General features: G+C 71.2%; 18 protein-coding genes and 1 riboswitch. Of the genes, 14 read left to right on the top strand and 4 right to left on the bottom strand.

The window, feature by feature from the left end; all coding sequences use genetic code 11:
* The first annotated feature begins 477 nt into the window (after positions 1–477).
* The 5 genes from AB0C35_RS17985 to AB0C35_RS17965 all read left to right on the top strand — a co-directional run bounded on the left by AB0C35_RS17985 (position 478) and on the right by AB0C35_RS17965 (position 4,554).
* Positions 478–999: an ATP-binding protein gene (locus AB0C35_RS17985; protein ID WP_358456772.1), complete on the top strand. Its 522-nt coding sequence runs from the start codon at positions 478–480 to the stop codon at positions 997–999.
* The gene (locus tag AB0C35_RS17980) at positions 996–1,856 is read left to right on the top strand and encodes an SAM-dependent methyltransferase (RefSeq protein ID WP_358456770.1); all 861 of its coding nucleotides are present in this window, start codon (positions 996–998) and stop codon (positions 1,854–1,856) included. Before AB0C35_RS17985 ends, AB0C35_RS17980 begins: the two co-directional genes overlap by 4 nt.
* Before the next feature lie 141 nt (positions 1,857–1,997).
* Positions 1,998–3,044, top strand: a complete 1,047-nt coding sequence (locus AB0C35_RS17975) for a hypothetical protein (RefSeq protein ID WP_358456767.1) — start codon at positions 1,998–2,000, stop codon at positions 3,042–3,044.
* 57 nt (positions 3,045–3,101) lie between these two features.
* Complete coding sequence (locus AB0C35_RS17970) at positions 3,102–3,833, top strand: class I SAM-dependent methyltransferase (RefSeq protein ID WP_358456764.1); 732 nt, start codon at positions 3,102–3,104, stop codon at positions 3,831–3,833.
* Positions 3,834–3,894: 61 nt separating this feature from the next.
* Positions 3,895–4,554 carry a class I SAM-dependent methyltransferase gene (locus AB0C35_RS17965; RefSeq protein ID WP_358456761.1) on the top strand — a complete coding sequence of 220 codons (660 nt, stop codon included), beginning with the start codon at positions 3,895–3,897 and terminating at the stop codon, positions 4,552–4,554.
* A 14-nt stretch (positions 4,555–4,568) separates the two neighbouring features.
* On the opposite strand, the gene AB0C35_RS17960 is transcribed toward AB0C35_RS17965, so the two are convergent.
* The gene (locus tag AB0C35_RS17960; RefSeq protein WP_358456758.1) at positions 4,569–5,387 is read right to left on the bottom strand and encodes an exodeoxyribonuclease III; all 819 of its coding nucleotides are present in this window, start codon (positions 5,385–5,387) and stop codon (positions 4,569–4,571) included.
* A 367-nt stretch (positions 5,388–5,754) separates the two neighbouring features.
* Here AB0C35_RS17960 and AB0C35_RS17955 point away from each other — a divergent pair, with 367 nt between their 5' ends.
* Positions 5,755–6,900 carry an FKBP-type peptidyl-prolyl cis-trans isomerase gene (locus tag AB0C35_RS17955; protein WP_358456755.1) on the top strand — a complete coding sequence of 382 codons (1,146 nt, stop codon included), beginning with the start codon at positions 5,755–5,757 and terminating at the stop codon, positions 6,898–6,900.
* 806 nt (positions 6,901–7,706) lie between these two features.
* Entirely contained in the window at positions 7,707–9,947 is a 2,241-nt protein-coding gene (locus AB0C35_RS17950) for a transglycosylase domain-containing protein (protein WP_358456752.1), read from the top strand.
* 49 nt (positions 9,948–9,996) lie between these two features.
* Here the strand turns inward: AB0C35_RS17950 and AB0C35_RS17945 are convergent, their stop codons facing one another.
* Positions 9,997–10,377, bottom strand: coding sequence for a hypothetical protein (locus AB0C35_RS17945; RefSeq protein WP_358456749.1), 381 nt, complete (start codon positions 10,375–10,377; stop codon positions 9,997–9,999).
* A gap of 70 nt (positions 10,378–10,447) precedes the next feature.
* A riboswitch (SAM riboswitch) is annotated at positions 10,448–10,562 on the top strand.
* Positions 10,563–10,604: 42 nt separating this feature from the next.
* Here AB0C35_RS17945 and AB0C35_RS17940 point away from each other — a divergent pair.
* The 4 genes from AB0C35_RS17940 to AB0C35_RS17925 all read left to right on the top strand — a co-directional run bounded on the left by AB0C35_RS17940 (position 10,605) and on the right by AB0C35_RS17925 (position 16,971).
* Positions 10,605–11,888 (top strand): aminotransferase class V-fold PLP-dependent enzyme, encoded by a 1,284-nt coding sequence (locus AB0C35_RS17940; RefSeq protein WP_358456746.1) that lies wholly within the window; start codon positions 10,605–10,607, stop codon positions 11,886–11,888.
* Between the two features lie 101 nt (positions 11,889–11,989).
* Positions 11,990–15,457 carry an SseB family protein gene (locus AB0C35_RS17935; protein WP_358456743.1) on the top strand — a complete coding sequence of 1,156 codons (3,468 nt, stop codon included), beginning with the start codon at positions 11,990–11,992 and terminating at the stop codon, positions 15,455–15,457.
* Positions 15,454–15,822 carry a hypothetical protein gene (locus AB0C35_RS17930; protein ID WP_358456741.1) on the top strand — a complete coding sequence of 123 codons (369 nt, stop codon included), beginning with the start codon at positions 15,454–15,456 and terminating at the stop codon, positions 15,820–15,822. Before AB0C35_RS17935 ends, AB0C35_RS17930 begins: the two co-directional genes overlap by 4 nt.
* Before the next feature lie 267 nt (positions 15,823–16,089).
* The gene (locus AB0C35_RS17925) at positions 16,090–16,971 is read left to right on the top strand and encodes a hypothetical protein (RefSeq protein WP_358456738.1); all 882 of its coding nucleotides are present in this window, start codon (positions 16,090–16,092) and stop codon (positions 16,969–16,971) included.
* Here the strand turns inward: AB0C35_RS17925 and AB0C35_RS17920 are convergent, their stop codons facing one another.
* Positions 16,972–17,784 (bottom strand): RNA methyltransferase, encoded by an 813-nt coding sequence (locus AB0C35_RS17920; RefSeq protein WP_358456736.1) that lies wholly within the window; start codon positions 17,782–17,784, stop codon positions 16,972–16,974.
* Between the two features lie 283 nt (positions 17,785–18,067).
* Between AB0C35_RS17920 and AB0C35_RS17915 the strand changes: the two genes are divergently transcribed.
* The 3 genes from AB0C35_RS17915 (at position 18,068) to AB0C35_RS17905 (ending at position 23,939) form a co-directional block, all read left to right on the top strand.
* Entirely contained in the window at positions 18,068–20,386 is a 2,319-nt protein-coding gene (locus AB0C35_RS17915) for a substrate-binding domain-containing protein (protein ID WP_358456733.1), read from the top strand.
* Positions 20,387–20,752: 366 nt separating this feature from the next.
* On the top strand, positions 20,753–22,255 hold the full coding sequence (locus tag AB0C35_RS17910) for a sigma-70 family RNA polymerase sigma factor (RefSeq protein ID WP_358456730.1): 1,503 nt from the start codon (positions 20,753–20,755) through the stop codon (positions 22,253–22,255).
* Positions 22,256–22,469: 214 nt separating this feature from the next.
* The gene (locus tag AB0C35_RS17905; protein ID WP_358456727.1) at positions 22,470–23,939 is read left to right on the top strand and encodes a sigma-70 family RNA polymerase sigma factor; all 1,470 of its coding nucleotides are present in this window, start codon (positions 22,470–22,472) and stop codon (positions 23,937–23,939) included.
* Here the strand turns inward: AB0C35_RS17905 and AB0C35_RS17900 are convergent, their stop codons facing one another.
* Positions 23,940–25,022: a phosphotransferase family protein gene (locus tag AB0C35_RS17900; RefSeq protein WP_358456724.1), complete on the bottom strand. Its 1,083-nt coding sequence runs from the start codon at positions 25,020–25,022 to the stop codon at positions 23,940–23,942.
* Positions 25,023–25,350: the final 328 nt, after the last annotated feature.

The raw sequence follows: 25,350 nt of genomic DNA, 5'->3' as shown, positions 1-25,350 counted from the left end.
GGGCGGAGGCCGTTCGGGCGTAAGGTCGGGCCGAATTTCTCCACGAGGACGCGGATTTTAGTTTATCGGTCAACTTTCAAACCGCCGCACCGAGTCCGTTGTCCTGGACCGTTTCGCGCACAAGATCCGACGGTGGTTTCCGGGCGGGCCGACGCTCTGCCGGGTGACTTCGACGCGCTCCGCGCCCGGCTCCGCGTGGGCACGTCCACCCCCGGATGGCCTGGTCAGGTGTGAATTGAGTGCCGACCGCAGCCCGTTTCCCGCCGAGGCGGCCGCGGCACCGTGTGGTGGATCACGGACGGACGGTGACAGTGCGCAGCGTGGGGCAAGGTCCTTGCATCCGCGCAAGCATCGGTGACTGGTACATGCGCGCTGCGTAAGAGTGTGTGTTGTCTCACTTCCACGTCCGAATTCGACCAGGCCGAAGAACACATGTTCGCTTACAGCCCGACACGGAGACGTGAAGCCAACGCCGCCATGAATGCATCAGAAGCGTGGTCCGGGACACCTGTACTCGTCCCGGCACCCGCACCCTCGCTGGAACTCGGAATTCCGTCCGCCTGGAGCAACGGCAAGTCGTCCGGGCGTCTCATCGGCGAGATCGACCTCGCCGCGACGCCGGCCGCCGTGCGGCTCGCCAGGTCCTATGTCAGGGAGCTCATCGGGCAGCACTTCGGCGCCGACCGCTCCGAACTCGGCGATCTCGAACTGCTGACCAGCGAAGCCGTGACGAACTCGGTGCTGCACGCCAGGCCGCGCCGGGACGGGACCGTCACGCTGTCGGTCCTGCACATCGACCGGTACGTCCGGGTCGAGGTGACCGACGGAGGCGCCGCGCCGGGCCAGCCGCGCGGGGCGGAGGAGCCGCCGCCCGTGCACGGGCGGGGTCTCGTCCTGCTGAAGGCGCTCGCCACCGACTTCGGCACCTGCCGGGGCAGGAACGGGACGGCCACCTTCTGGTTCGGGGTGGGCGTCCGGGAAGGATGGCGGCTGCCGTGACGCTGGGGCCGACGCTGAACGCGACCCGATGGACGGAACTCCTTCCTCCGCAGGACGAGGAGAGTGACCCGGGGCGGTTCAGCGGGCCGGCCCCCAGCAACGCCCGCGTCTACAACTACTACCTCGGCGGCAAGGACAACTACGCCGCCGACCGCGAACTCGCCGAGTGGGCGCTGCGCAGATGCCCGGTCGTGAAGCGGCTCGTCCAGGCGAACAGGGGCTTCCTGGACTATGCCGCCGCGGTGCTCGCCGAGAGGGCGGGGCTGCGGCAGTTCGTGGACATCGGCTGCGGGCTGCCCATGACCTGCGGCATGGGCGACAATGTCGGCGACATCGTCCGGCGGGCCGATCCGTCCTGCCGCGTCGCCTACGTCGACAGCGACCCGATGGTGCTCGCGCACGCGCGGGCGCTGCTCGCCGTGGACCCGGCCACCGCCGCGTTCGAGGCGGACGTCCGCGACCCGGCCGCGCTGCTCGCCGAGCCGGGGCTGCGGCGGCTGATCGACTTCAGCGAGCCCGTCGGTGTGCTGCTGACCGGCGTGCTCGACGTCATCGCCGACGAGGACGACCCGCGCGGCATCGTGGACGCGCTGGTGGACGCGCTGCCGCCGGGCAGCCACGTGGTGATCACCCACACGGAGCGGACGCCGGAGCTGGATCCGCTCGCCGGGCTGCCGCAGAACCCCGACCTGCCGTTCTGGCCGCGGAGCCGGGACGCGATCACCGAGATCTGCGGGAGCCTGGAGATGGCCGCGCCCTACCCGGCCGCCCTGCCGCTTCCGCACGCCGTCCACACCACGGGCCCGGTGCCGCTGATCGGCTGCATCGGGCGCACCCCGGGCCGCGAATCGGAGTGACGGCCCGCCATGCCATCCGGCCCGTCCGCGACGCTCGCCCCCCTTGGTGACGGGACGGATACATCCGTCCATCGTCCGCCCCCCGTACCCGGCGTTTCGCTACGATCGAATCGTCAACAAGTGCCACATCTAGGGCGAGTGATGACAGCGGACGGTGAGCCGAAGTCCCTCTCCGAGATCACCAAGGGCATGGGACTCAACATGTCCGACGTGGCGGCGTTCTCCGGGCTCGACGAGAGCACGATCTTCCGGCTGTGGGACAACGCCGAATGGCTGGACCGGGTGAGCGGACGGTCCCTGCAGAGCCTCATGTCGTCCGTCCCGGGAATCGCCGAGTACTCGATGGCGCACGCCATCCGGAAACGCCGCGACGTGCTCGTCGGCGACCTGCACGGCGAGGGCCTCGCCGTCGACCTGACCGCCCTGGAGGGGTCGGACGTCGCGCAGCAGCACCTGCTGAACGCCCTTGAGGCGGCGCTGCACATCGTGCGCGGCGAGGCGACGCAGAAGACCTCGTCCTTCATCGCCCGGTTCTGGGGACGCGAGCAGGACCGCGCGCTCTCCGCGCTCTACTCCACCCGGCCCGGCAGCGGCCTGCTGAAGGACCCGCAGACGCTCTTCGACTCCTCGGTCGACCTGGCCCCCCGGCTGAACCGCAAGACCTACTCGTTCCACTCGATCCTGGCGCTCAACATCCTCACGCACCAGGTCAGCAAGGTGACCGGGACGCTGGAGGCCGACCTCGGCTTCGAGGTCCCGGGACGGCAGACCGCGTTCATGATGCGCGGCGTCGTGATGGGCTCCCTCATCAGTTCCAACGACATCGAGCTAGCGGAGAGGTACCGCAAGGAGCTCGACGCCACGCCCGTTTACGCGGCGCTGGAGGAATGGGCGTTCCCGACCTACACCAGAGACGGCCGAATCAGCAGCGACTTCACTTTGCCGAGCTCCCTGTCGCTGCGCAACACGGCCACCGAGGTGCTGCGCGAGATAGCGGTGTACAACGACGCCTACCTGTACTACCTGGTGTCGACGTACATCCCGCTGGCACTGAAACGCGATCCCGCGTTCGGAGGGAAGATCACCGAGCTGATCCAGGCGATCGAGCTGCGCGGGGCCGACTGCCGGGACCGAAGGATCAGACAGACCTGCAACACGCTGGTGCGGCGGCTCAAGGGCATCGCCTGAACCAGGTTTTCGAAGAATGGGGAGCCGGTGGAGGACACGGCGCAAGCCATCGCGAATTTGACACGGGAGAGATGGGAGGCCAACGCACAGTACTGGGTCAAGATCATCAGGGAGCGCCGCGACCGATACCGGACCGACCTCACCGACGGCGCCGTTCTCGACGCCATCGGTTCCTGCGAGGGGCGGCGCGTCCTGGACGCCGGCTGCGGCGAGGGATATCTGGCCCGTACACTCGCGTCCCGGGGCGCCGACGTCACCGGCGTCGACGTCTCCCAGGGGCTGATCGACGCGGCCTCCAAACATCCGTCGCCGGACGGAGCGGCCACGTTCACCTGCGCCAGCGTCGAGGACCTGCCGTTCGAGGACGCCGCGTTCGACCTGGTCGTCTGCAACCACCTGTTCAGCCACCTGCAGGACCCGGCCCCAGCGCTCGGCGAGTTCTCCCGGGTCCTGAAGAGCGGCGGGCGACTGGTCCTGCTGACCCTCCACCCGTGCTTCTACGTGGAGAACTCCGAGCACGGCGCGATGAACAGCGTCCCGGCGTCGCAGTACTTCGCCTCCCGCGGGATCGACCAGCGTTTCCTGGTGGACGGCCTGGAATCCCCTTCGATGATCACGTCCTGGCTCCGGCCGCTGGAGTTCTACGCTGGAACGCTCCGAGACTCCGGTTTCGTCATCGCCGACCTGCGCGAGCCGCACCCGACGGAACAGCAGATGCGGGACGATCCCTGGTGGCGCAAGGGCTTCCCGACGGCGCTGTTCATGCTCCTCATCGCCGAGCGCCGCTGAGCCGCCCCGTCACGCCGCGGCACCCGCCGAACCGGTTCAGGCGTGCCTTATCGTCGTCCGCATGGACGACACGTCACCGGGGCGGGTGCCGCCGGACCTGGCCGGGCACCCCGACAGGCTCCGGTGGAACGCCAAGTACGGGGACGCGCCGGCGCTGACGCACGTCCATCCGCTGATGGAGCGGGCGCTGTCCCTCGGCCTGCCGGACGGCGGGGTGCTCGATCTCGCGTCCGGACCGTCCGGCAGCGCCCTCTTCGCCGCCAATGCCGGGCGGAACGTCACCGCCGTGGACGTCTCCGAGGTCGCGCTGGGACGGCTCGGCGCGGAGGCACGGCGGCGCGGGCTCGCGTCGCTGATCACGCTCGTCCAGGCCGATCTGGGCGGCTGGCGGCCGCGGCCGCCCGGGTACGCGCTCGTGCTGTGCACCGGGTTCTGGGACCGGGCCGTGTTCGGGCGCGCGGCCGGGGCCGTCCTGCCGGGCGGACTGCTGGCCTGGGAGGCGTTCACCGAGGACGCCCGCCGCGACAGGCCAAGCCTGCCCGCCGAATGGTGCCTGGGCCCCGGAGAACCCGCCTCCCTGCTGCCGGACAACTACACCGTCCTCCAGCCCCCACCCACCACCATCCAAAGGACGAGCTCCGCTCGAATGCCCGACCTCCAACCCCCACCCACCAATCAGGCCACTGGCAAACGGCGTTTGCTCGCCCGCCGCGGCGTCTGATGAAGACCGGGGGCTTAGTCGAGGTCCACGACGACGGGGGCGTGGTCGGACGGGCCCTTGCCCTTGCGGGCCTCGCGGTCGACGTAGGCGGAGCGGACACGCCCGGCGACGGCCTCGTTCGCGTAGAACAGGTCGATGCGCATGCCCATGTTCTTGTGGAACATCCCGGCCCGGTAATCCCAGTACGTATACGGGTGGGGTCCCTTCATGGGGGTCGGCACCACGTCGTGGAGGCCCAGATCCAGGAGGTCGGCGAGCGCTTGACGTTCGGCCGGGGTGACGTGGGTGGAGTCGGCGAACACGGCCGGGTCCCAGACGTCCTCGTCCGTGGGCGCCACGTTGTAGTCGCCGCACGCCACCAGCGGCAGGCCCCGGGCCAACTCGTCCGCCAGCGCCTCGCGGAGCGCCGCGAACCAGTCGAGCTTGTAGAGGTAGTGCGCGGAGTCGGGCGCGCGGCCGTTCGGCGCGTACAGGGACCACACCCGCACCCCGCCGCACGTCGCGCCGACCGCGCGGGCCTCCGGCGTCAGCAGGACGGGCTCGGTCAGCTTCGTCTGGCCCTCCGCCTCCCCCTCGTACACGGGCTGCCCGGGAAAGCCGTGGGACACGTCCTCGATTCCGACCCTCGACAGGACCGCCACACCGTTCCAGCGGCCGTCCCCGTGCGCCGCGGTGGCGTAGCCGAGTTCCTCCACTTCGGCGGCCGGGAACATGTCGGCGCGGCACTTGGTCTCCTGAAGGCACACGACGTCCGGCCCGGTCTCCTCCAGCCAGGACAGGAGACGCGGCAGCCGGGCCTTGACCGAGTTGACGTTCCATGTCGCGAGGCGCATCCCTCCAGACTGCCATTCGGCGGCGTTCACCGGCGCGAGTCGCTCGCCGCGACGCGGGCCGGGCGGCCGGTACATTGCAGGATGCGCCCGGTTACACGCCGGACATTGTCACGCAGTGCCGCGTGACCGGTAGATTGCAGGTCGACCTGTTCCCCCGCCAGCCCGGTGCCGCACAGGCCCGTGTGACCGGTAGATCACGGTCGGCCCGCCTCTCGCACGGCGTCTTTCACACGGCGCCACACCCGGCCAGGATGACCGGTAGATTGCGGGTCGGCCTCCTTTGCGCGGTTTTCACGCTGTGCTTAGCCCGTCCCTGGAAGGGTGGTCACGTTCGTGATGTCGTCAAACCCGGAGCAAGTGAGGAAACATGTCCGAGGATGACAAGCCCGGGGGAAAGCCGGCGATCAAGGCGAAGGCGAAGATCCCGAACGCCCAGAACATCCGCAGCCCGGAATTCACCCCGCACGGCATCAGCGCCGGGCGCGGCAGCGGCCTGAACCGGCCGTCCGCGCTGACCGCCAAGCAGGCGCGCCGGCGGCGGATCCTGGTGATCATCACGCTGGTGGTGGTCGCGGCGCTGCTCGGTGGCTTCCTCTGGTGGTGGATCAACCGCCCGCCGCCCGAGATCGAGGTGACGGGCAAGTTCGCCTCCGAGCCCTCGGTGAAGATCCCCACCGACCTCGCACCCGGCGGCAAGCGCAAGGTGTCCACCGCGATCAAGGGCGATGGAACGAAGATCACCAAGGGCGACATCGTGTACGCCCAGTACGTCTTCTACCAGTGGTCCAAGGACAGCGACGAAGAGGACGGCTCCAAGAAGAGCAAGAGCAAGAAGCTCGCCTCCTCCTACGAGCAGGAGACGCAGGGACGGCCGACGCAGCCGCTCACCATCGGTGACAGCGGCATCAAGGGCTTCGACGAGGGCATGATCGGCCAGACGTCCGGCAGCCGCGTCGTGCTGCAGATCCCGCCGTCCGAGGGCTTCGGCGAACAGGGCTCGCAGCTCGGGCTCACCAAGTCCGACTGGGTGGTGTTCGTCGTGGACGTCCAGGCCGTCGTCCACAAGAACCAGGGGCCTGAGGGCGCCAAGAAGGAACTCGACGACGCCAAGCTGCCCAAGGTCGAGGACAAGGGCGCCGGCAAGGCGCCCAAGGTGAAGATCCCGGACGAGAAGGCCCCGGAGAAGCTGCGGGTCGAGACCCTCGTGGAGGGCAAGGGCCCGGCGCTGGCCAAGGGCGACGAGGCGGTCCTCAACTACCAGGGGACGATCTGGGACAGCGGCAAGGAGTTCGACTCCAGCTTCAAGTCCGGTTCGCCGGCCAAGTTCCCGATCGGCACCGGCAAGACCGTCCCCGGCTTCGACAAGGGCCTCACCGGCGCGAAGGTGGGCAGCCGCGTGCTGCTCGTCCTGCCGCCGAAGGAGGGGTACGGCGAGAAGGGCATGCCGCCGGACATCAAGGGCGACGACACCCTCGTGTTCGTCGTGGACATCCTCGCCAAGATCAAGAAGTGAGGCCGGCGCGGCACGGCCGCGCATGAGCGAGAGCGGCGGGGCACCCGGTCGGGCCCCGCCGCTCGGCGTTTCAAGAAGTCCGCGTTGCGACATCCGTCACGACAACCGGACAGGCGCATTGCCCGTCCTCTTATTGGGAAGCCATGGGAGTGGTGCATTGAGCGTCTCGCGGCACGGATCCCCTCAGGTATCGTCGGTGACGCAATAATCACGGGGGGCTTGTGAGCAACGGCAGAAAGGGTCCGGAGGGCGAGGAGCCCACCGGTCCGGGCGAGGTGGACCAGCACGGCACCGAGGCCGGACCACCGGCCGGCGGGGACGGTCCCATGACCGTCACCCTGACCGTCGACGCCGAAGAATCCGCTGAGGACGCAGAATTCGGCCACGAGGAAGACATATCCGATAACGACGGAAAAGACCCCTCGGCCGCCATCCCCGACGAGGACGAGAGCGAATCTCCCATCATCGATAAGCCCGCGAGCGACACCTCGGATGAGCCCTCGGACGAGCCCGCGAACGAAACTCCGGACGAGATCGCAGGCGAGTCCGCGAATGAGTCCGCGAATGACGCCTCCCCGAACGACGCATCCCCGGACGCCCCTCCCGTCGACGACTCACCGACAGACGACGCTCCGGCAGGCGACTCACCGACAGACGACGCTCCTGTAGACGACGCTTCGGTGAACGGCGCTTCGGTAGGTGACGCTCCTGTGGATGACTCTCCTGGAGGTGGCTCTCCCGGGGGCGAAGGCGATGAGGCGGCGGCCGCACGTGTCGGAGGGGCGGCCGGCGGTGATACCAAGACCATGTCGGCAGCCGCGTCCAAGTCCTCCTCGTCCCGTGAGGGAGGGCCGCCCGGGCGCGGGTCCGGAGGCGGTGACGGAGGCGGCGGCAAGGGGGAGGGCAAGCCCCGGAGCCGCCGGTCGCGGTTCCTGCGCCGGACGCTGTTCCTGCTGCTCGGCTTCATCGGGTTCTGCGTCGCGGCGTTCGCCGTCGCCTACCTGTTCACGCCGGTGCCGTCGCCGCTGGAGAAGGCGGTCGCGCAGGGGCCGACGTTCTACTACTCCGACGGCAAGACGCAGATCGCGAAGACCGGCGTCAACCGGGACGCCGTCGACCTGGACCGCATTCCGGAGAGCACCCGCAACGCGGTGATCGCGGCGGAGAACGGCAGCTTCTACGACGACCCGGGCGTGTCGGTGCAGGGCACCACGCGGGCCTTCTGGTCCACGGTGACCGGCCAGCAGTTGCAGGGCGGCTCGACGATCACGCAGCAGATGGTCCGCAACTACTACGGCGGCATCGGCAAGGAACGCTCGATCACCCGCAAGCTCAAGGAGATCATGGTCGCCCTGAAGGTCGACCAGGAGAAGCCCAAGGACTGGATCCTCGAGCAGTACCTCAACACCATCTACTTCGGACGCAACGCCTACGGTGTGCAGGCCGCCGCCAAGGCCTACTACGACAAGGACGTCTCGGAGCTGACGGCCGCGGAGGGCGCCTACCTCGCCGCCGCGATCCAGCAGCCGAGCAACTTCGCCGACCCGTCCGGTCCCGCCCGCGCCGTCGCCGAGCAGCGGTGGCACGCGGTCCTCGGCAACATGGCGCGGGACGGCTACCTGACCCCCGCCAACATGGCCTCGATGAAGTTCCCCGCCCCGGTCAAGCAGAAGATCACCGACGTCCTCAAGGGCCAGAAGGGCTACATGGTCAACGTGGCCAAGAAGGAGCTCACCGAGCGCCGCGGCTACAGCGAGGACGAGATCAACCGCAGCGGGCTGAAGATCACCACGACGTTCGACAAGCGGCTGATGGACGCGATGAAGCGGGCGGTGGAGCAGAACGCGCCGGAGGGGATGAGCAAGAAGATCCGCACGGGGGCGGTGTCGGTCGATCCGTCCACCGGGCAGGTCCTGGCGTTCTACGGCGGACGCGGCTACCTGGAGGAGGCGCTGAGCAGCTCCTTCGGCGACTGGGCGCAGGCCGGGTCCGGTTTCAAGCCGATCGCGCTGGCCGCCGCCCTGGAGAGCGGGGAGACGCTCAGCTCGACCTATGACGGCAGTTCACCGCAGTACTTCGACGGCTCGTCCATCAAGAACGACTCCGGCCGGAGCTTCGGGACAGTGAACCTCGTCACCGCCACCCAGAACTCGATCAACACCGCTTACGTGAACCTCGGCCAGGACATCGGCAACGAGAAGATCGTCGAGATGGCCGAGAAGATGGGCATCCCGAAGTCGCAGATGAAGCCGGAGCAGCGCGCGGCCGCCACGTTCCCGCTCGGCATCGTGTCGCTGCATCCCGTCCAGCAGGCCGGGGTGTTCGCGACGTTCGCGTCGGAGGGCGTGTACCGGGCGCCGTTCGTCGTCAAGTCCGTCACCGACAACGAAGACCACAAGCGCACGTTCACCGAGAAGGGCGAGCGGGCGCTCAGCAAGCAGAACGCGCGGGACGCCACGTACGCGATGGAGCAGGTCGTCCGGGGCGGCACCGGCACCGGTGCGCAGCTGCCCGACGGCCGCGACGTCGCCGGCAAGACCGGCACCACCGACAAGGGCCGCGCGATCTGGTTCAACGGCTTCATCCCGCAGATGGCCACGTCGGTCGCCATGTTCCGCAGCGACGGCAAGCCGCTGGACATCCCCGGCTACGGCGCGTACGGCGGGGCGCTGCCCGCCCAGATCTGGCGCACCTACACGAGCGACGCCGTGAACATCAAGGACTTCGAGCCGAAGTCGTTCGGGTCTCCGTCGATCAGGCCGGGCGGCGGCTGGAACGGCCCCTCGGACGGCGGCGGGCCGGACGAGACGGGGCAGCCGCCCACGACCGGTCCCGAGGAGCCGCCGTCGAGCGAGGGCCCCGAAGAGCCGGAGATCCCGACGCCGCCGACCGGGCTGCCGACGATCATCCCGACCGACCCCGGCGGAGGCGGCGGCGGTGACGACGGCGATCCCGGCGGCGGCGGGGGCGACGGTGGAGGCGGAGGCGGCGACGGTGGCGGTGGAGGCGGTGACGGCGGCGGAGGCGGTACCGGCGGGACCGGCTGACCGGCCGGCGGGCTGACGGCATCCGGCCCGGACGGTTTCGGAGAGGCCGTCACTCGCAGGCTTTGCCGATCCGGGCCGGCGTCTCCTTCATCACGGTGTCGAGCTGGGCCACGTCGCCGCCGCCGACGGCCGGGGCGGCGGCGCGGAGCTGGTCCGCCTCCGTCTTCAGGGCCTTCTTCAGGTCGTCGTCCTCGGCCTTCTCCGACAGGGCGTCGAGGCGCCCGGCGAGCTTGTCGGTCGCCTGCCGCCACTGCGCCGGATCCGACGCCGGCACGCTCCTGACCTGGGTGATGTACTGCTGGAACGCCTTCTTCGTGTCGATGCACACCTCGCCGGGTCCGCCGCCCAGCGTCCCGCACCCGCCCAGCAGGCCGGACGCGCCGAGCGCCACCACGCCCCCGGCCAGCGTCCGAACCACCCCGTACCGCATCGCACCCTCCACTCGTTCCCCGGCCCGGGTCTCGTGATCCCGGACGGGCTGCGCATATACTTCCGCATTAGGTCATGAGCGCCAGCGTCAAGCCCCGGCTTGCTGGCCGGCAACCCTTCGTCCGCGACGGGGTGCCCCGGGTGAGGACCTGGCCGGACGCGGACGCGTCCCGGCAAGCGCGGATCCCGACGGCCTTTCCCGGGGTCCCTGACCCGGAAGGTTCCGGCATGCCCACGCTGCTCGCCCGTTCCCCCATCACGCCTGCTGTGACGCGCGCCGAGGGGGTCCGGGTTCGCCCGCTTCCCCGCGTCATCGGCGCGGACGTCCCGGTGCCGCTGCGGGACGGCGGCCACGTCCCGTACGCCAACCTCGACTACGCGGCCAGCGCACCCTGCCTGGAGGCGGTGCACGAGGCCGTCACGCGCGCGCTGCCGTACTACAGCAGCGTGCATCGCGGGGCCGGCTACGCGTCCCAGGTCACGACCGGGGCGTACGAGGAGGCGCGGGAGACCGTCCGCTCGTTCCTCGGTGCGTGGCGGCGGTCCGCGGTCGTGTTCACCCGCAACACCACCGACGCGATGAACCTGCTCGCGCACGCCGTGCCCGCCGGGACGAGCGTCGTCGTCTTCGAGACCGAGCACCACGCGGCGCTGCTGCCGTGGAAGCGCGCGGTGCGGCTGCCCGTGCCCGCCACCCCCGCCGACGCGATCTCCGCCGCCGACCGCGCCCTGCGCGAATGCCCGATCGGGCCGCGGCTCCTCGTCGTCACCGCCGCGTCGAACGTCACGGGCGAGCTGTGGCCGGTCGCGGAACTCGCGCGGGTCGCGCACCGCAACGGCGCCCGCATCGCCGTGGACGCGGCGCAGCTCGTCCCGCATCGGCCGCTGGACATGACGGCGCTCGGCGTCGACTACGCCGCGTTCTCCGGGCACAAGCTGTACGCGCCGTTCGGTGCGGGCGTCCTCGCCGGACGCGCCGACTGGCTCCGCGCCGCCGGCCCCTACCTGAAGGGCGGCGGCGCCAGCGCGAACGTCGGAAGGACGACCCGGTGGGCGGCCTCCGCCGAACAGCGGCACGAGGCCGGCTCCCCGAACGTCCTCGGCGTCATCGCGCTGGCCGCCGCGTGCGACGCCCTCTCCGGCGCCTGGGAGGCGCTCGCCGCCCGCGAGGAGACGCTGGTGGGACGGCTGCGGTCGGGGCTCGCGGCGCTCCCGTCCGTCCGTGAACTGGCGCTGTGGGGCGACCGGGCGCCGCGCGTCGGGATCGTGTCGTTCACCGTCGACGGCCGGGAGGCTCGCGACGTCGCGCTCACGTTGTCCGAGGAGTACGGCATCGGCGTCCGGGACGGGTTGTTCTGCGCCCACCCGTTCGTCCGGCACCTGCTCGGCGGGGACGACGCGGACCGCGCTCAGGACCGGGGCGCCGCCGTCCGTGCAAGTATCGGCATCGGGACGAGCGAGGAGCACATCCGGCGGCTGCTCACCGCCCTCGCCGAGCTGACGGCGCGCTGACCTGCGGAGTCTCGCGCGCGGTCAGATGATTATGCTCTTTGGTCCTGTTCGCCCATGTAGCGTAGGCAGTCGCGCGGGGACGAGCACGGAAGAAACAGGGGGTGGCGACCGTGGCCGACGCGTGGCGACCCACGTCGGAACTGGAGCACCGACTGCAGGAGACCGTACGGGCCGGGGACCAGGAGAGCTACTTCCGCCTCATCGCGGACAGCGAGCTCGTCATCCCCGTCCCGCCCGACCTGGTGGACGGCATGCTCGCGGGCGAGAAGCAGGCGTCCTGGCCGACCCAGGAAGAGGACGGCCGGGTCCATGTCCTGGTTTACACGTCGGCGTCGGCGATGCGCGCCTGCCTCGGCCCGGCCTACGAGCACTTCATGACCGTCCGGTTCGGTGAGATCGCCGAGACGTGGCCCGACAACCGCTGGTGGCTCGCCATCGACGCGCCCGCCCACGGCGTCCCCGCCGCGCTGCCGATCGAGGCGCGGCTGCCGTCCTGGTTCGTCCGGCAGGTGGCGCAGGGCGACGGGCGCCCGCCCCAGGTCGGCCGCGCGTCCGCCCCCTGGGAGGAACTCCGCGACCAGCACCGCGACCTCCCCCGCGAGTCGCCCCGGCAGGAGTTCCAGCCGGCCAACGACGTCGAACGCGAACTGCTCCGGGCCGCCGCCAACAACGACCACGACCTGTTCCTGCAGACCCTCGCGGCCACCGAAGTCCTGCTGCCCGTCCCGGACGACACCGACTACACGATGCGTCCGGGCCGTCCCGGGTTCCCCTGGCAGACCAGGGAGGTCGACGGCTCCACCGTCGTCCCCGTGTTCACCTCGCCCGAACGTCTCATCGAGGCGGCCCGCGCCGCCGGGGCCGGCACCGAGTACATCAAGCTGCCGTTCACCGTCGCGCTGCGCTACTGGCCGAACCACGACTGGCTGCTGGCCATCAACTCCGGCTCCCCCGCCGGCGGCACCGTCCTCGCCCAGCAGCTCCCCGGCCTCGCCACCTGGGCCGACCAGCGCGCCGCGCAGCGCATGACGGACGGCTTCGAGCCGCAGAACGACGTCGAGCAGCGCCTGTTCGACGCCGCCCGCCGCCGCGACACCGACGGCTTCTTCAAGATCCTCCTCGGCGCCCAGGTCCTCGTCCCCGCCGACCCCGACACCCCCTGGGGAATCGTCCCCGGCGACCCCGGCTTCCCGTGGCGGCCCGTCCCCGTGCACGGCCGGACGGCCATCCAGATCTTCACGTCCCTCAAGTGGATGAACGAGGCCATCGGCTCGTCCCGCTTCATCATGCCGACCCTCATGGACATGGTCGCCGCCTGGCCGGACACCGAGTGGACCCTCGCCATCAACCCGGGGACGCCCATCGACGCGGCCATGCCCGGCGACAAGGTCCGCTCCCTGGGCGGCCTCCCGCGTCCGGAGGAGCCCGCGTCCCAGCCGGCTGCGTCCCAGCCGGCCGCGTCCCAGCCGCCTGCGGCGCCGCAGGTCGCGTCCCCGCCGGCCGCGTCCACGCCCCCGCCGCCGGACACGCCCGCCGTCCCCGTGGCACCGGCCGTCCCGTCCGAGCCCGACGCGTCCCCCCGGGACAAACCGGGCGCCCACGCCGGCCCGCCCGCCCCGGCCGACCGTGAACCGCCGGCACCCGGCGAAGCAGCGCCCCTCGGCATGCCGGCCGGTGCAGGCCCGCAGGGCGACATCGGCGCGCGCGAAGACCCCGGCACATTCGACGCCCCCGCGAGCATGACCGCCGCCGCCCCCGGGCCGCCCGAGGGGCCGAGCCCACAGGCCGGCGAGACGCCACGGGTTGAACCCACGGCACCGGGCACGCCCGGCGAGCCCGCCCACAGAGCCGGCCCGCCTCAAGAGGCCGTGCGAGGTGCCGCCGGAGCGTCGGCGTTCGACACCTCGGACCCGCTCGGAGCCCCGGGCGGCCACGCGGGCTTGAGCGCCCCAAGCGGCGGCGCTCACGCACGGCGCGGACCGACCTGGGAGGACGATTTCGCCGCGCCCGACACCCCGGCCGCACAAGCCGGGCCCGGCGCGCAAGGGCATCCGGGTGCGCTCGGCGACCCGGGCGAGACGGCACCGGAAGACCACCTAGGCGGCTCCCCTGCCCCCGGCGAAACCGCGCGAACCGGCGCGGGCGCAGCCGGCTCCCCGGCGGACACGCCAGGGCGCGAAACGGCCGAGGCCGAACGGGAGCCCACCGCAACCGACGTCCCCGGACAATCCGCGACGCCCGGCATCAGCCCAGTCGGTGGCCCCGGCCCAGCCGAACCCCATCCCGGCCCCGCTCAGGGACCGGCGCCCGACACCGCCCAGCCGCCGCAGCACGGACACGAGGCGCCCGGCATGCCGGACACGCCCGGCGATCCCCACGGGGCGTCGCAGGAGACCGGCCCGCAGGCCGGCGCCCCTCCGGGGCCTGGACCCGCCGGGCAGGACGGCATCGCCGCGTTCGACGCTCCCGGTTCGGCGAGCGGCCCCGGCATGCCGGTCGCGGCCGGAGCCGACAGCAGTCAGGACGCGCCGGGTGAACGGCCGCTGCGCGCGGCGGGCGAACCGGAGCCGGCGTTCGAGCCGGGGAACCGGATCGACCAGGAGCTGCACGAGGCGGCGCTGAGCGGCGACTCGGACGCGTTCCTGCGCGTCCTGCTGAACGCGAACGTCCTGGTGCCGATACCGGACGACGCGCCGCTAGAGGTGACCCCCGTCCAGCGGGAGTTCCGGTGGGACGCCGCGCTGCGGACGGAGTCGGCGGTGCAGGTGTTCACGTCGCTGGTCCGGTTGCGCGAGGTGCTGCCGGAGTCCCGGTTCGTGTACGCCGACTTCCGGGAGCTGATCGGCGCGTGGCCCCGCGAAGACTGGACGATGCTGCTCAACCCGGGAACGCGCATCGGGGCGTCGCTGCTCGGCGACCAGGTGCGGGCGCTCAGCGACTGGGCGGTGCGGGTCGGGCTCGTCCAGGCGCGGCCGGAGGTCCCGGTGCCGCCGCCGCGGCCCGAGCCGGCGCCGCAGATGCCGCCCGACCTCGACGACCGTGTCTCGTCGCCGTCCATCATGCAGAAGGTCGTGCCGCACGGGCATGTCGCGTGGTACCTGGAGCAGGGCTACGACCGGGTCGGCGGGTTCGTCCATTCGACGGGTGACGTGGCAGAGCTGCAGACGCCGGTCCAGCTGTACGAGGCGCTGGGTCTCCTGTACGAGGGCTCGTCGTTCTCACCGGGCGACGAGGGCGTCTACGTCATCCGGTGGCCCGCGTACTGCCCCGACCTGTACCGGATCCCGTTCGGCGGACGGGACGAAGAGGAGCGGGCCACCTGGGGCGAGTCCGGCTGGGTGATCGAGCGGCCACCGTTCACGGGAAGCGGCTTCGCGCCGGGAAGCGCCGGTTCCATCCGCGAGTACAAGGTGGACAGCGTCCGCCTCCCATTCGGGGCGGAGATGTACTTCCTCGGCCGCGACCGGTCCGAACGGTTCGTCGCCATGTACGACCCCGACCGGCTCGCCTGGCTGCGGCCGGACGCGAACGCCGACACATGGGACGGGCGGACGGAGGCCACCCAATGATCCGGGACGGGTACATCGCGCGGTGGCTCGGCCGCGACTTCGAGGCCGCGCCGGGCGCCGACGGCGAGATCAGGCTGTACGCGCCGGGGCCGACCGACGGGTTCGAGGAACTGCGCCCCGGACGCTACCGCCGCATCGTCCCCGCGTCCGAAGTGGAGGACCTCCGCTACGTCCGGACGACGTGCCGCTGGCGCGGCGAACGGTTCGTCATCGTCGGCGAGCACGAAACTTGGCTGCGCGTCGAATACACCGGCGGACGCGCCCCGGTCGCCGAGAGCCTCGGGCTCGACCGCATCGACCAGGGCATCTGGCAGACATGGGCTCCCGGGTCGGAGGTCGAGGACGTCCGGGAGGAGTTGATCTGATGGCGCACGGGGTTGATTTGCCCCGCGGATCCGTGTTCGCATGATTCTCGAGGCGACCCCTCGATTGGTCGCGGGCACAGCGCTCAACGGCGATGCGACGGAGGTGCTGCGGCAGTGATCTGCCGATCAGCGGTGAAACCGATCTTTGTCGGGCTCGGCACGGCCGCCGTCCTGGCCGCCGGCGGCGCATCCGCCATAGCCGCCGACACCTCGTCCCCCACTCCATCAGAGTCGGGCACGACGTCCCCCGCCCCGGGCGCCCTCAAGGTGAGCGTCACCCCCGCCGCCCAGGACGCGTCCCCCGGCGAGGTCGTCAGCCTGCGCACGCACATCGTGGCCGAGAACGGCGCCGTTTCCGGCATCGAGATCGTGAACATCACGGCCAGCCCGGAGTCCGCCGCTGCGACGATCAGCGGCGACTGCCCGGCCCCCTTCGACGACGCCGGTTGCACCGTCGGGAAGCTGGAGAGCGGCGATCACGACGAAGTCGCCTCGACGGTCTCCATCCCCAAGTCCGCGGAGAAGACGGTCACTGTGACGGTCACTGTCACAGTCAGCGCAACCGGCCTGACGGACCAGTCTTCGAAGGCCACGATCACCTACGTCGTGCCGACCCCGACGCCGACACCGACGAAGACGACTTCACCGCCCCCGTCCACGTCGCCTAGTGCGACACCGACGAAGACGACGCCGAAGCCGTCGCCGACGAAGTCGTCGTCCGGTGGGGGTGGCGGGTCCGGTGGCGGCGATGGCTCTAGTGGTGGCTCTAGTTCGGGTTCCGGATCCGGTGACGGCGGGCCGTCGGCTTCCATCAGCGGGGTCGAGCCGCCGAATCCGAACTCGTCGTTCGATCCGCAGAAGCCGCAGGTGGCGTTGCCGCCGATTCAGGCGCCGAGCCCATCGGTGGCGCCCGGTCTGGGGACCACGACGCCGCAGAGCCGGTTGCAGGGGAACAAGGCTCCCGTCGCGCAGGACCTCACGTTCGAGCGGATGGCGAGCACCCAGGTGGCGTGGCTGGCGGCGCTGCTGGTGGCGGTCTCGCTGCTGCTGACGCAGCTGCGGCTCGGGCGGCGGCGGTTGCCGGCCGGCGCGGCGAAGCGGCTGAAGGGCACGCACCGCCGGCCAAAAAAGGGCATGTTCGGCAGTTGATCAGCGCGTGAGGCCGTAGCAGGCGATCGCGGCGGCGGCGACCACGTTCAGGGAGTCGACGCCGCGGGCGAGGGCCGTCTCGTTCATCGGGATGCGGACGCGGTGGTCGGCCTCGTGGAGCCAGCGGGACGACAGGCCGTCCCCTTCGGAGCCGAGGAGCAGTGCCCGGCGGTCGGCCGTCCGCACCTCGTCGAGGGGTGTCGCGTCGGGCGCGGGAGTCAGGGCGAGGAGTTGGAAGCCGCGTCCGCGGAGCGCGGTCAGTCCGGAGCGCCAGTCGGTCATGCGGGCGTAGGGCAGGGCGAAAACCGCGCCCATGGAGACCTTGACCGAGCGCCGGTAGAGCGGGTCGGCGCAGCGGGGCGCGAGCACGGCGGCGTCGACGCCGAGAGCCGCGGCGCACCGGAAGATGGCCCCGATGTTGGTGTGGTCGACGATGTCTTCGCAGACTATGACGCGGCGGGCGGTGGTGAGGACGGTGTCCACGGTGGGGAGCGGGAGGCGTTCGAGGGACGCCAGGGCGCCGCGGTGGACCTGGAAGCCGGTGATCGACTCCATGGTGGCGTCGTCGGCGACGTAGGCGGGGGCGTCGAGGACGTCCAGGACGTCGGCCAGCGGTTCGGCCCAGCGGCGGGCCATCAGCAGAGAGCGGACGGGGTGGCCCGCGCCGATCGCGCGGCGGATCACCTTCTCGCCTTCGGCGACGAACAGGCCGTGCTCGGCTTCGAGGCTCTTGCGGAGGTTCACGTCCCGGAGTCGCACGTAGTCCGCGATGCGGGGGTCTGCGGGGTCGGTGACGGGAACCAGGCTGGCCATGGCCCCAGTCTGCCGGTGGGCGGAGGGTGGGGCGTCCCGCACGTCAACGGGATCCGGGGGCCGGGGGCGCTGAGTATGCCCCGCCGCCCGACCGGTCCGCACCGGGGTGGCGTGGTGTGGCGGTGCCGTCGCGGAGCGTGCCGATCGGGGGCAATGCCAGGATCGTTGAGACATACGCTCATGACCTGCGTCATTATCAGTTTTGAGTTCTTTGTAACCTCTAGTTCGTACTACTACAGTGCCGTGGAACATCGGCGGGTTTCTGGTGAATCGAGGGCAGGCCATGAGCGGACGTCATCGCAATGACATCCCCGAGGGGATGGGCGAGGGCGGGTACGACCCGTCCCGGCCCGTCTTCGGTCCGGCCAACGACGGGTCGTCCGACTGGTTCGGCGGGCGGGACGCCCAGGGCCAGCCGCTCGCCCAGCCGCAGGCCGGTCCGCAGGGGGCGCCGCCCGGCGCCGCCGGCCCCGGGGCGTCGGGCGAGACTCCGGAGTGGTTCACGCCGCGGCAGACGGGTGAGCAGCCCATCTACGGCTCAGGCGGGTACGGCGTTGCGTCCGGCAGCGGGGGTTACCGCGGTGGACGTCCCGGCGGGCCCGGTGCCGGTGAGCCGCCGGGGGGCCGCCAGGGACCGCCGCCTGGTAGTTCCTCATCGCCGCTGGCCGGAACCGGGTACAGCGAGTACGACTCCATCCGCAGCTCCGACGGTGGCCCGTCGGGGTTCTTCGGCGGAGGCTCGGGGCCGGGTGACTCCGGCGGCTACGGCGGAGGGTCGGGTGGGTCCGGAGGCTCGGGCGGATCCGGTGGTTACGGAGGTTCGGGCGGATCCGGTGGCTACGGCAGTGAGTCCGGTGGCTACGAGTACGGGCGCCGCAAGCGCAAGCGCAGCGCGACCGCGCTGATCGGGCCGATGGCCGGTGCCGTGGGCCTCGCGCTGCTTCTGGGCGTCGGCGTCTACGCGTTCGCCGAGAGCGGCGGGTGCACGGGCGACGACGCGCTGAGCCTGTCGGTCGCGGCCGCTCCCGACATCGCGCCGGTGGTGGAGAAGGCCGCCAAACGCTTCAACGACGGCAAGCACGAGACCGACGGCAAGTGCGTCAACGCCACGGTGACGAAGGTCGAGCCTTCGTCGGTGTCGACGCTGCTGTCCGGGCAGGGCGTCGCGAACCCGTCCAACGAGCGCCCCGACGTGTGGATCCCCGACTCCTCGCTGTGGATTTCGCTGGCCCAGGCGGGCAAGGACAACAAGAGCGGCGTCATCTCCACCAAGACGTCGGTGGCGCAGAGCCCGATCGTGGTCGGGTTGCCGCAGTCGCTCGCGGCGCAGCTGAAGAAGCAGGGCATCACCGCCAGCCCGTCCTGGGACAACCTCCTCAAGGCCGCCGGCGGTGTCGCGGGCGGCGCGGTGACCAAGAACCAGATGATCCCGCCCGGCACGGTGCGGCTCGTGGTGCCCGACCCGATGCGGAACGCGGCCGGCATGGGCTCTCTGATGGTGACGAGCACGCTGCTGGCGAACGACCCCAACCGCGACTCGATCTTCACCGGCATCGTCCGGACCGTCCGGGAGAGCACCGTCCCGACGGTCAAGGCCGAGTTCGAGGCCTTCCGCAAGAACAGCGGCGGCAAGCAGCCGATCTCCCTGTCGTCCGAGCAGGCGCTGTGGAGCTACAACCAGAGCAAGCCGGAGCAGCCGGCGGTCGCGCTGTACCCGCTTGAGGGCACGCTGTCGATGGACTACCCGTTCACCGTCACCACCAAGGACGCCGCCAAGCAGAACGCCGCCCGCCTGCTGGAGAAGGCGATGGGCACCGAGGCGACCCGCAACGACGTCCACGCGGCGGGGTTCCGGACGCCGGACGGCAAGGCGCCCGAGGGCTTCGGCCAGAAGGCCGGCGTCAGCCCGGCGCGGCCGCGGCAGCTGCCCGCGCCGAAGAGCGAGGACGTCGCGAAGATCATGCAGGCGTGGTCGAAGCTGTCGCTCGGGCTGCGGATGCTCACGCTGATCGACGTGTCCGGCTCGATGCTGGAGAAGGTCGGGCCGAACACCAACCGGCTGCAGGCCATCGCGCAGATCTCGCAGGGCGGCCTCAGCATGATGTCGGACGACACCGAGCTCGGCCAGTGGTTGTTCTCCACGAACATGAACGGGGACATCCCGTACAAGAAGACGGTGGACATCGGCCCGCTCGGTGAGCGGGTCGGGTCGACCACCCGGCGCGGCCTCGTCCTGTCGACGCTCAACCAGATGCGGCCCAAGCCGAACGGCGACACCGGGCTGTACCGGACGATGCTCGCCGCGTACAAGATGATGAACGAGACCTACAAGCCGGAGTTCGGCAACTCCATCCTGCTGCTGACGGACGGGAAGAACGACGACCCCGGCGGCCCGACTCTGCAGGACACGCTGAACCAGCTCAAGGGCATGCTGGACCCGAACAAGCCGATCCAGGTCAACATGATCGGGTTCGGCAAGGGCGTGGACGTCAACGAACTGAAGCAGATCGCCGACGTCACCCACGGCAACGTCCAGGTCGCGCAGACGCCGGAGGAGATCCAGAAGATCTTCCTCAAGATGCTGTCCCGGCGCATCCAGTGACAAGGCATCCGGATGATCATCGGTCGGTGATCATCCGGATGCGCCAGGTAGTTCTTGATTTTTCCTGGCGATCGGTGTCAACCGGGGGCCGTAGCCGATCGTCAATCTAGTGGAGGCCCGACGGGGAGCGGGGCCGTCGGGCCTCCGACCTACTTTCCCCTCCCTGGCCCGTGACAGGGAAAGTGAGTCATCTTCAGCCTGGTGCAGCTCGCCGGGGGCGGACCCCCGGCACGCCGGCCGGAAATGGCACGGCGGCCGCCGGTCGGAGACCGGGGCCGGGAGAGTGCACCAGCTCCCCAGTGAATCTTCCAGCCCGTCCCCGACGACGCGGACGAGGATTCCGAACACAGCCCGCGGGAGGACCTCGTGTCCGGTTGGCCCAGTCTTGATCGCGCCGATGACGAGCGCCTTGCCCGGTCCCTGGCCGCCGGTGATCCAAGCGCCCTCATCCAGGTCATGGATCGCTACGCGGCCCGCCTGTACGACTACTGCCACGCGCTGCTGCGCGACCAGGACCAGGCGGCCGGCGCCCTGCACGACGCGCTCATCGCCGCCTACGCGCACGTGTCCGTCATGCGCGAGCCCGACCGGTTCCGCGGCTGGCTGTACGCGCTCGTCCGCAACGAGTGCATGCGGCGGCTCCGCGACCCGGACCGGCCGGCCGAGCGCCACGAGGCCCCAGAGGTCGAGGACGGCTTCCTGGACGACGCGGAACTGGCGCAGCGGCTGGAGGTCCGCCAGCTCGTCCACAGCGCCCTGGCGGGGCTGCGCGGGCGTGAACGCGAGGCGCTGGACCTCACGCTCCGGCACGGACTGGACGCCGCGGAGGTCGGCGGCGTCCTCGCCATGGACGCGCGGGACGCCGCCGACATGACCGGCGCGGCCCACGCCCGCCTCGACGACGCGCTCGCCGCCGCCCACCTCGCACGGAACGGGGCCGACTGCCCCAGCGTCGCCGCGCTCGCCGACGACGGGGGATGGCCGCTGCCGCCGCCCGTCGTCCGCAAGCTCGTCCACCACATGGAGACCTGCCCGACCTGCGCCGCCCGGCGCGACCGGACGGTGCCCGCGGCTCGGCTCCTCCAGGTGATGCCCGTCGCGATGACGCCGACGGACCTGCGCGGCCTGGTCATGGCCACCGCCACCGACCCGGCCCTGGCCGCCGACCTGTCCGAGATCGCGTACCGGGCCGAGCCGTTCGACGTCTGGGGCTGGCCTGTCCACGTCGACCGGACGGGCGTACAGGATTCCTCGAGACGGGCCGCCCCGCGCGCGCTCTGGCCGATGCTCGCCGCCGTCGCCGCCGTGGTGCTGATCGTGGCGGGCGCGTTCTTCATCATGCCCGACTCGTCCAAGGGACGGACGGACGCCCAGGGCTCCCCAGAGCCGTCCACATCCGTGCCCGACTCCTCCCTGCCGAGCGAGACCGAAGAGCCGTCAGAGTCCCCGACGCCCACGGAGAGCGCCACTCCGACGCCCACACCGACCACGCCGACTCCGACTCCCACACGAACGCGCCGACCGTCGCAGTCGTCCGAGCCAAGACCCAGCCTCACCCAGCCGAAGAGGGGGAGGCTGGAGGTGGGCAGCTGCACGATCCGGGGCACCGGTCAGGGCAGTTGTGATCTACCGGTGCGCGCCGTTGGCGGGACGGTCACCTGGTCGGTCACGGGCGCATCGGGAGTCAGCGCCAGCGGTGGCGGCACGCTCGCCAGCGGCGGGGTGGGCTTCGCCCACGTCAGCGGGACCTGCAACCCGCCGGGAGGCTCCGGCACAGTCAGATTCTCCACCGGCGCGACGGGCGCGGTGGCCCTGGTGTGCGAGTCCGGCCCCCCGGACGACGGTGGGGGCGGCCCAGATGGCGGCTAGTCGAAACGTGATATAGGTCACATTTTTCGCGTGTAAAGGCTGATCCACTAGGGCAGACGGCCACGGCGTGTACCGATTCCGTCACGGAAGTTCGAGCACTGGGGAGAAATCTCAGCAACTTGGTGGCAAGATCAGGCAACCAGAGCGGGCCGACAGGCGTCGGTGCTCACCGGGGGCACGATCGACAACACCGAATTCGACTGGGAGGGTTCCCGTGGCCGGTGAGCCAGGGCCCGAGCAGAACGATGACCTGAGGCTGGCGAACTCGCTGCGAGCCGGGGACGTCATCGCGCTGACCGAGGTCTACGACACCTATGCACCGTTCCTCTACGACTACTGTCACGGGCTGCTGCGTGACCGGGTGGAGGCGGCCGGCGCGCTGCGCAACGTCGTCGTCGCGGCCCGCGAGCACATCGACCGGCTCACCGAGCCGGAGCGGCTGCGCGGCTGGCTGTACTCGATCGCCCGCAAGGAGTGCATGCGGCGCCGCGACAGCCCGAACCGGCACACCGGGCAGGAGGCGCCGGAGGCCGACGACGACCTGACCGACGAGCAGCTCGCCCGCCGCGAGGAGCGCCGGCTGCTCGCGCACAGCGCGCTCGCCGCGCTCAACGGCCGGCAGCGCGAGGCGATCGACCTGTCGGTGCGGCACGAGCTGGACGAGGTCGACCTGTCCGGCATCTTCGGGATGCCGCTGGAAGAGACTCTCGCGCTCGTGGAGCGGGCCCGCGAGGACCTCGCCGGCGCGCTGCACGCGGCCCTCATCGCGCAGAACCACTGGAAGGACTGCCCCAGCGTCTCGGCGCTGACCGAGTCGTGGCCGCTGTCCCCGCAGACGGCGGCGTCGCTCGTCCGCCATGTGGCGAGCTGCCCGGTGTGCGGGGAGCGCGAGACTCCGCCGCTCCCGGCCGACCGGCTGCTGTCGGTGCTGCCGATCGCGGCGATCCCCGCGGAGCTGCGGCTGGACGTGCTGACCGCCACGACCGCCGAGGACCGTGCCGGGAACCGCCGCGCCATCGCCGCCTGGACCGAGCCGTTCGACGAGTACGGCTGGCCGCTCCCCTACGAGCCGACGCCCACCCGCGTCCGCGAGCGGAATCCCCGGCGCCGCGGCCCCCTCATCGGGGCCGTCGCCGTTGCCGTGGGAGTCGTGGTGCTGTTCGTGGGGGCGATGTCGGCGCTCGGCGGCGGCGACGGCTCGAACACGTCGGCCACCGGTCCGGTGGTGCCGGGCGACAGCGGCGGGCCAGTGGACTCGGGTCAGCCCGAGGCGTCGCCGACCGGCCCGTCCCCGACGGTCACGTCACCGTCCCCGACCGAGTCGAAGTCGCCGTCGAAGACCCCGTCGCCGTCCAAGACGCCGTCGATGACGCCGACGACGCAGGCCCCGCCTCCTCCCGGCACCGTGGAACCCGACCCCCCGAAGCGCGGGCGGCTGGATGTGAACGGGTGCCGGATGGGCAGCGGCGAGTCGTGCGGCGTCCGCATCACCGCCGTCGGCGGGCCGGTGACCTGGCGGGTGACCGGCACGTCCGGCGAGTTGAGCGCTGGTGGAAGCGGCCGCCTGTCGGCGGGCGAGTCCGCGACCGTGACCGTCCGCCGGACGAACGTCTTCTGCTGGGGGGACAAGACCGGGTCGGTCTCGTTCTCGCCGGGCGGTTCCGCCCGGGTCGAATACTGCTGATCAGATGGTGCCGGTGTCCAGGGTGCGGTGTGCGCGGTCCAGCAGGATCGGCACACCCTCGCCGATCTGGTCGAAGCCCTCGCCGACGGTCGCCTTCTGCAGATAGCGGGCGTGGATGCCCTCCAGGATGACGGCGAGCTTGAAGCACGCGAACGCGACGTAGAAGTCGAGGTCGGCAAGGTCGAATCCGGTCAGCGCCGCGTACCGCTCGGTGAACTCGCGGCGGGTGAAGAAGCCGGGCGCCGAGGTGATCGTGGCCCCGACGGGGAGCCGGTCCTCGTCGGCGGCCTCGGCCCAGTAGACGAGCGTCAGCCCGAGGTCGGACAGCGGGTCGCCGAGCGTCGACATCTCCCAGTCGACCACGGCGGCGATCTCGGGACGCGGCTCCAGTCGGGCGAGGGCGTTGTCGAGCCGGAAGTCGCCGTGGACGAGGCGGGCGGGGGCGTCGGCGGGCATCCGGTCCCCGAGCCTGGACACGAGCCGGTCGTACTCGGGCAGGTCACGGGTGGTCCCGGTGGCGCGGATGGCCTCCTGGGAGCCGTCCCACTGCTTGCCCCAGCGCTTGAGCTGACGCGCCATGTAGCCGCTCGGGCGCCCGAAGTCCTCCAGGCCGACGGCCTTCACGTCGACGGTGTGGATCGCGGCGAGCGCCCCGGCCAGCGCCTCGCTGAGGCCGTTCGCCTGCTCGGGGGTGAGGTCCTTAGCGTCGTCGCGGCTGCGCAGGACGCGTCCCTCGACGTAGTCCATGAGGTAGAAGCGCGCGCCGATGACGTCCTCGTCGTCGCAGAACGCCAGCGTCCTCGGCACCGGCACCGCCGTGCCTTCGCCGAGCGCGGTCAGCACCCGGTATTCGCGGCCCATGTCGTGGGCCGTCGGCTGGACGTGCCCGAGCGGCGGCCTGCGCAGCACGATGCGGCGGCCGCCGTCCAGGGTGATGCCGTAGGTGAGGTTCGAACGCCCGCCCGCGATCAGGTCGATCGCGCCGATGCGGCCCGATCCGGGCAGCTCGCGGTCCAGCCACTCCGCCAGGCGGGGGACGTCGATGCCGGGGACCCCGGACGGAAGCTCTGCGTCAACGGTCATGACGCCCTATTAGAACGTGGCTCGGTCCGGGCTGTGAACCCCACCGGGGTACCTTGTCGCTGCGGCGGGTGACCCCTCGGCCACTTCCGGCCGACTTGCAGCTATGGTTCACCTGGCGTCCAGCATCGCGCTGACCTGCGATGACACTCCGGCATCCGATGCAGGACGGCCGATTGAGCGCGACCTCCGGAGGAAAAAGCGGGTGCCAGGTGGATTAGGCGAAACCCTGGGGTACGCATCTGCGACGACACCCGAGCAGCATGGTCTCTACCCGGCGCGAAGGGTCATAGCCGTCATACCCGGCCCATGACGGCAGGCTGGACTTTAT

This window comes from Spirillospora sp. NPDC048819 (genome assembly GCF_040650055.1).
Taxonomy (GTDB): domain Bacteria; phylum Actinomycetota; class Actinomycetes; order Streptosporangiales; family Streptosporangiaceae; genus Spirillospora.
The sequence above is the reverse complement of the archived record's forward strand: the minus strand, read 5'-3'. Positions and strand labels throughout refer to the sequence as shown.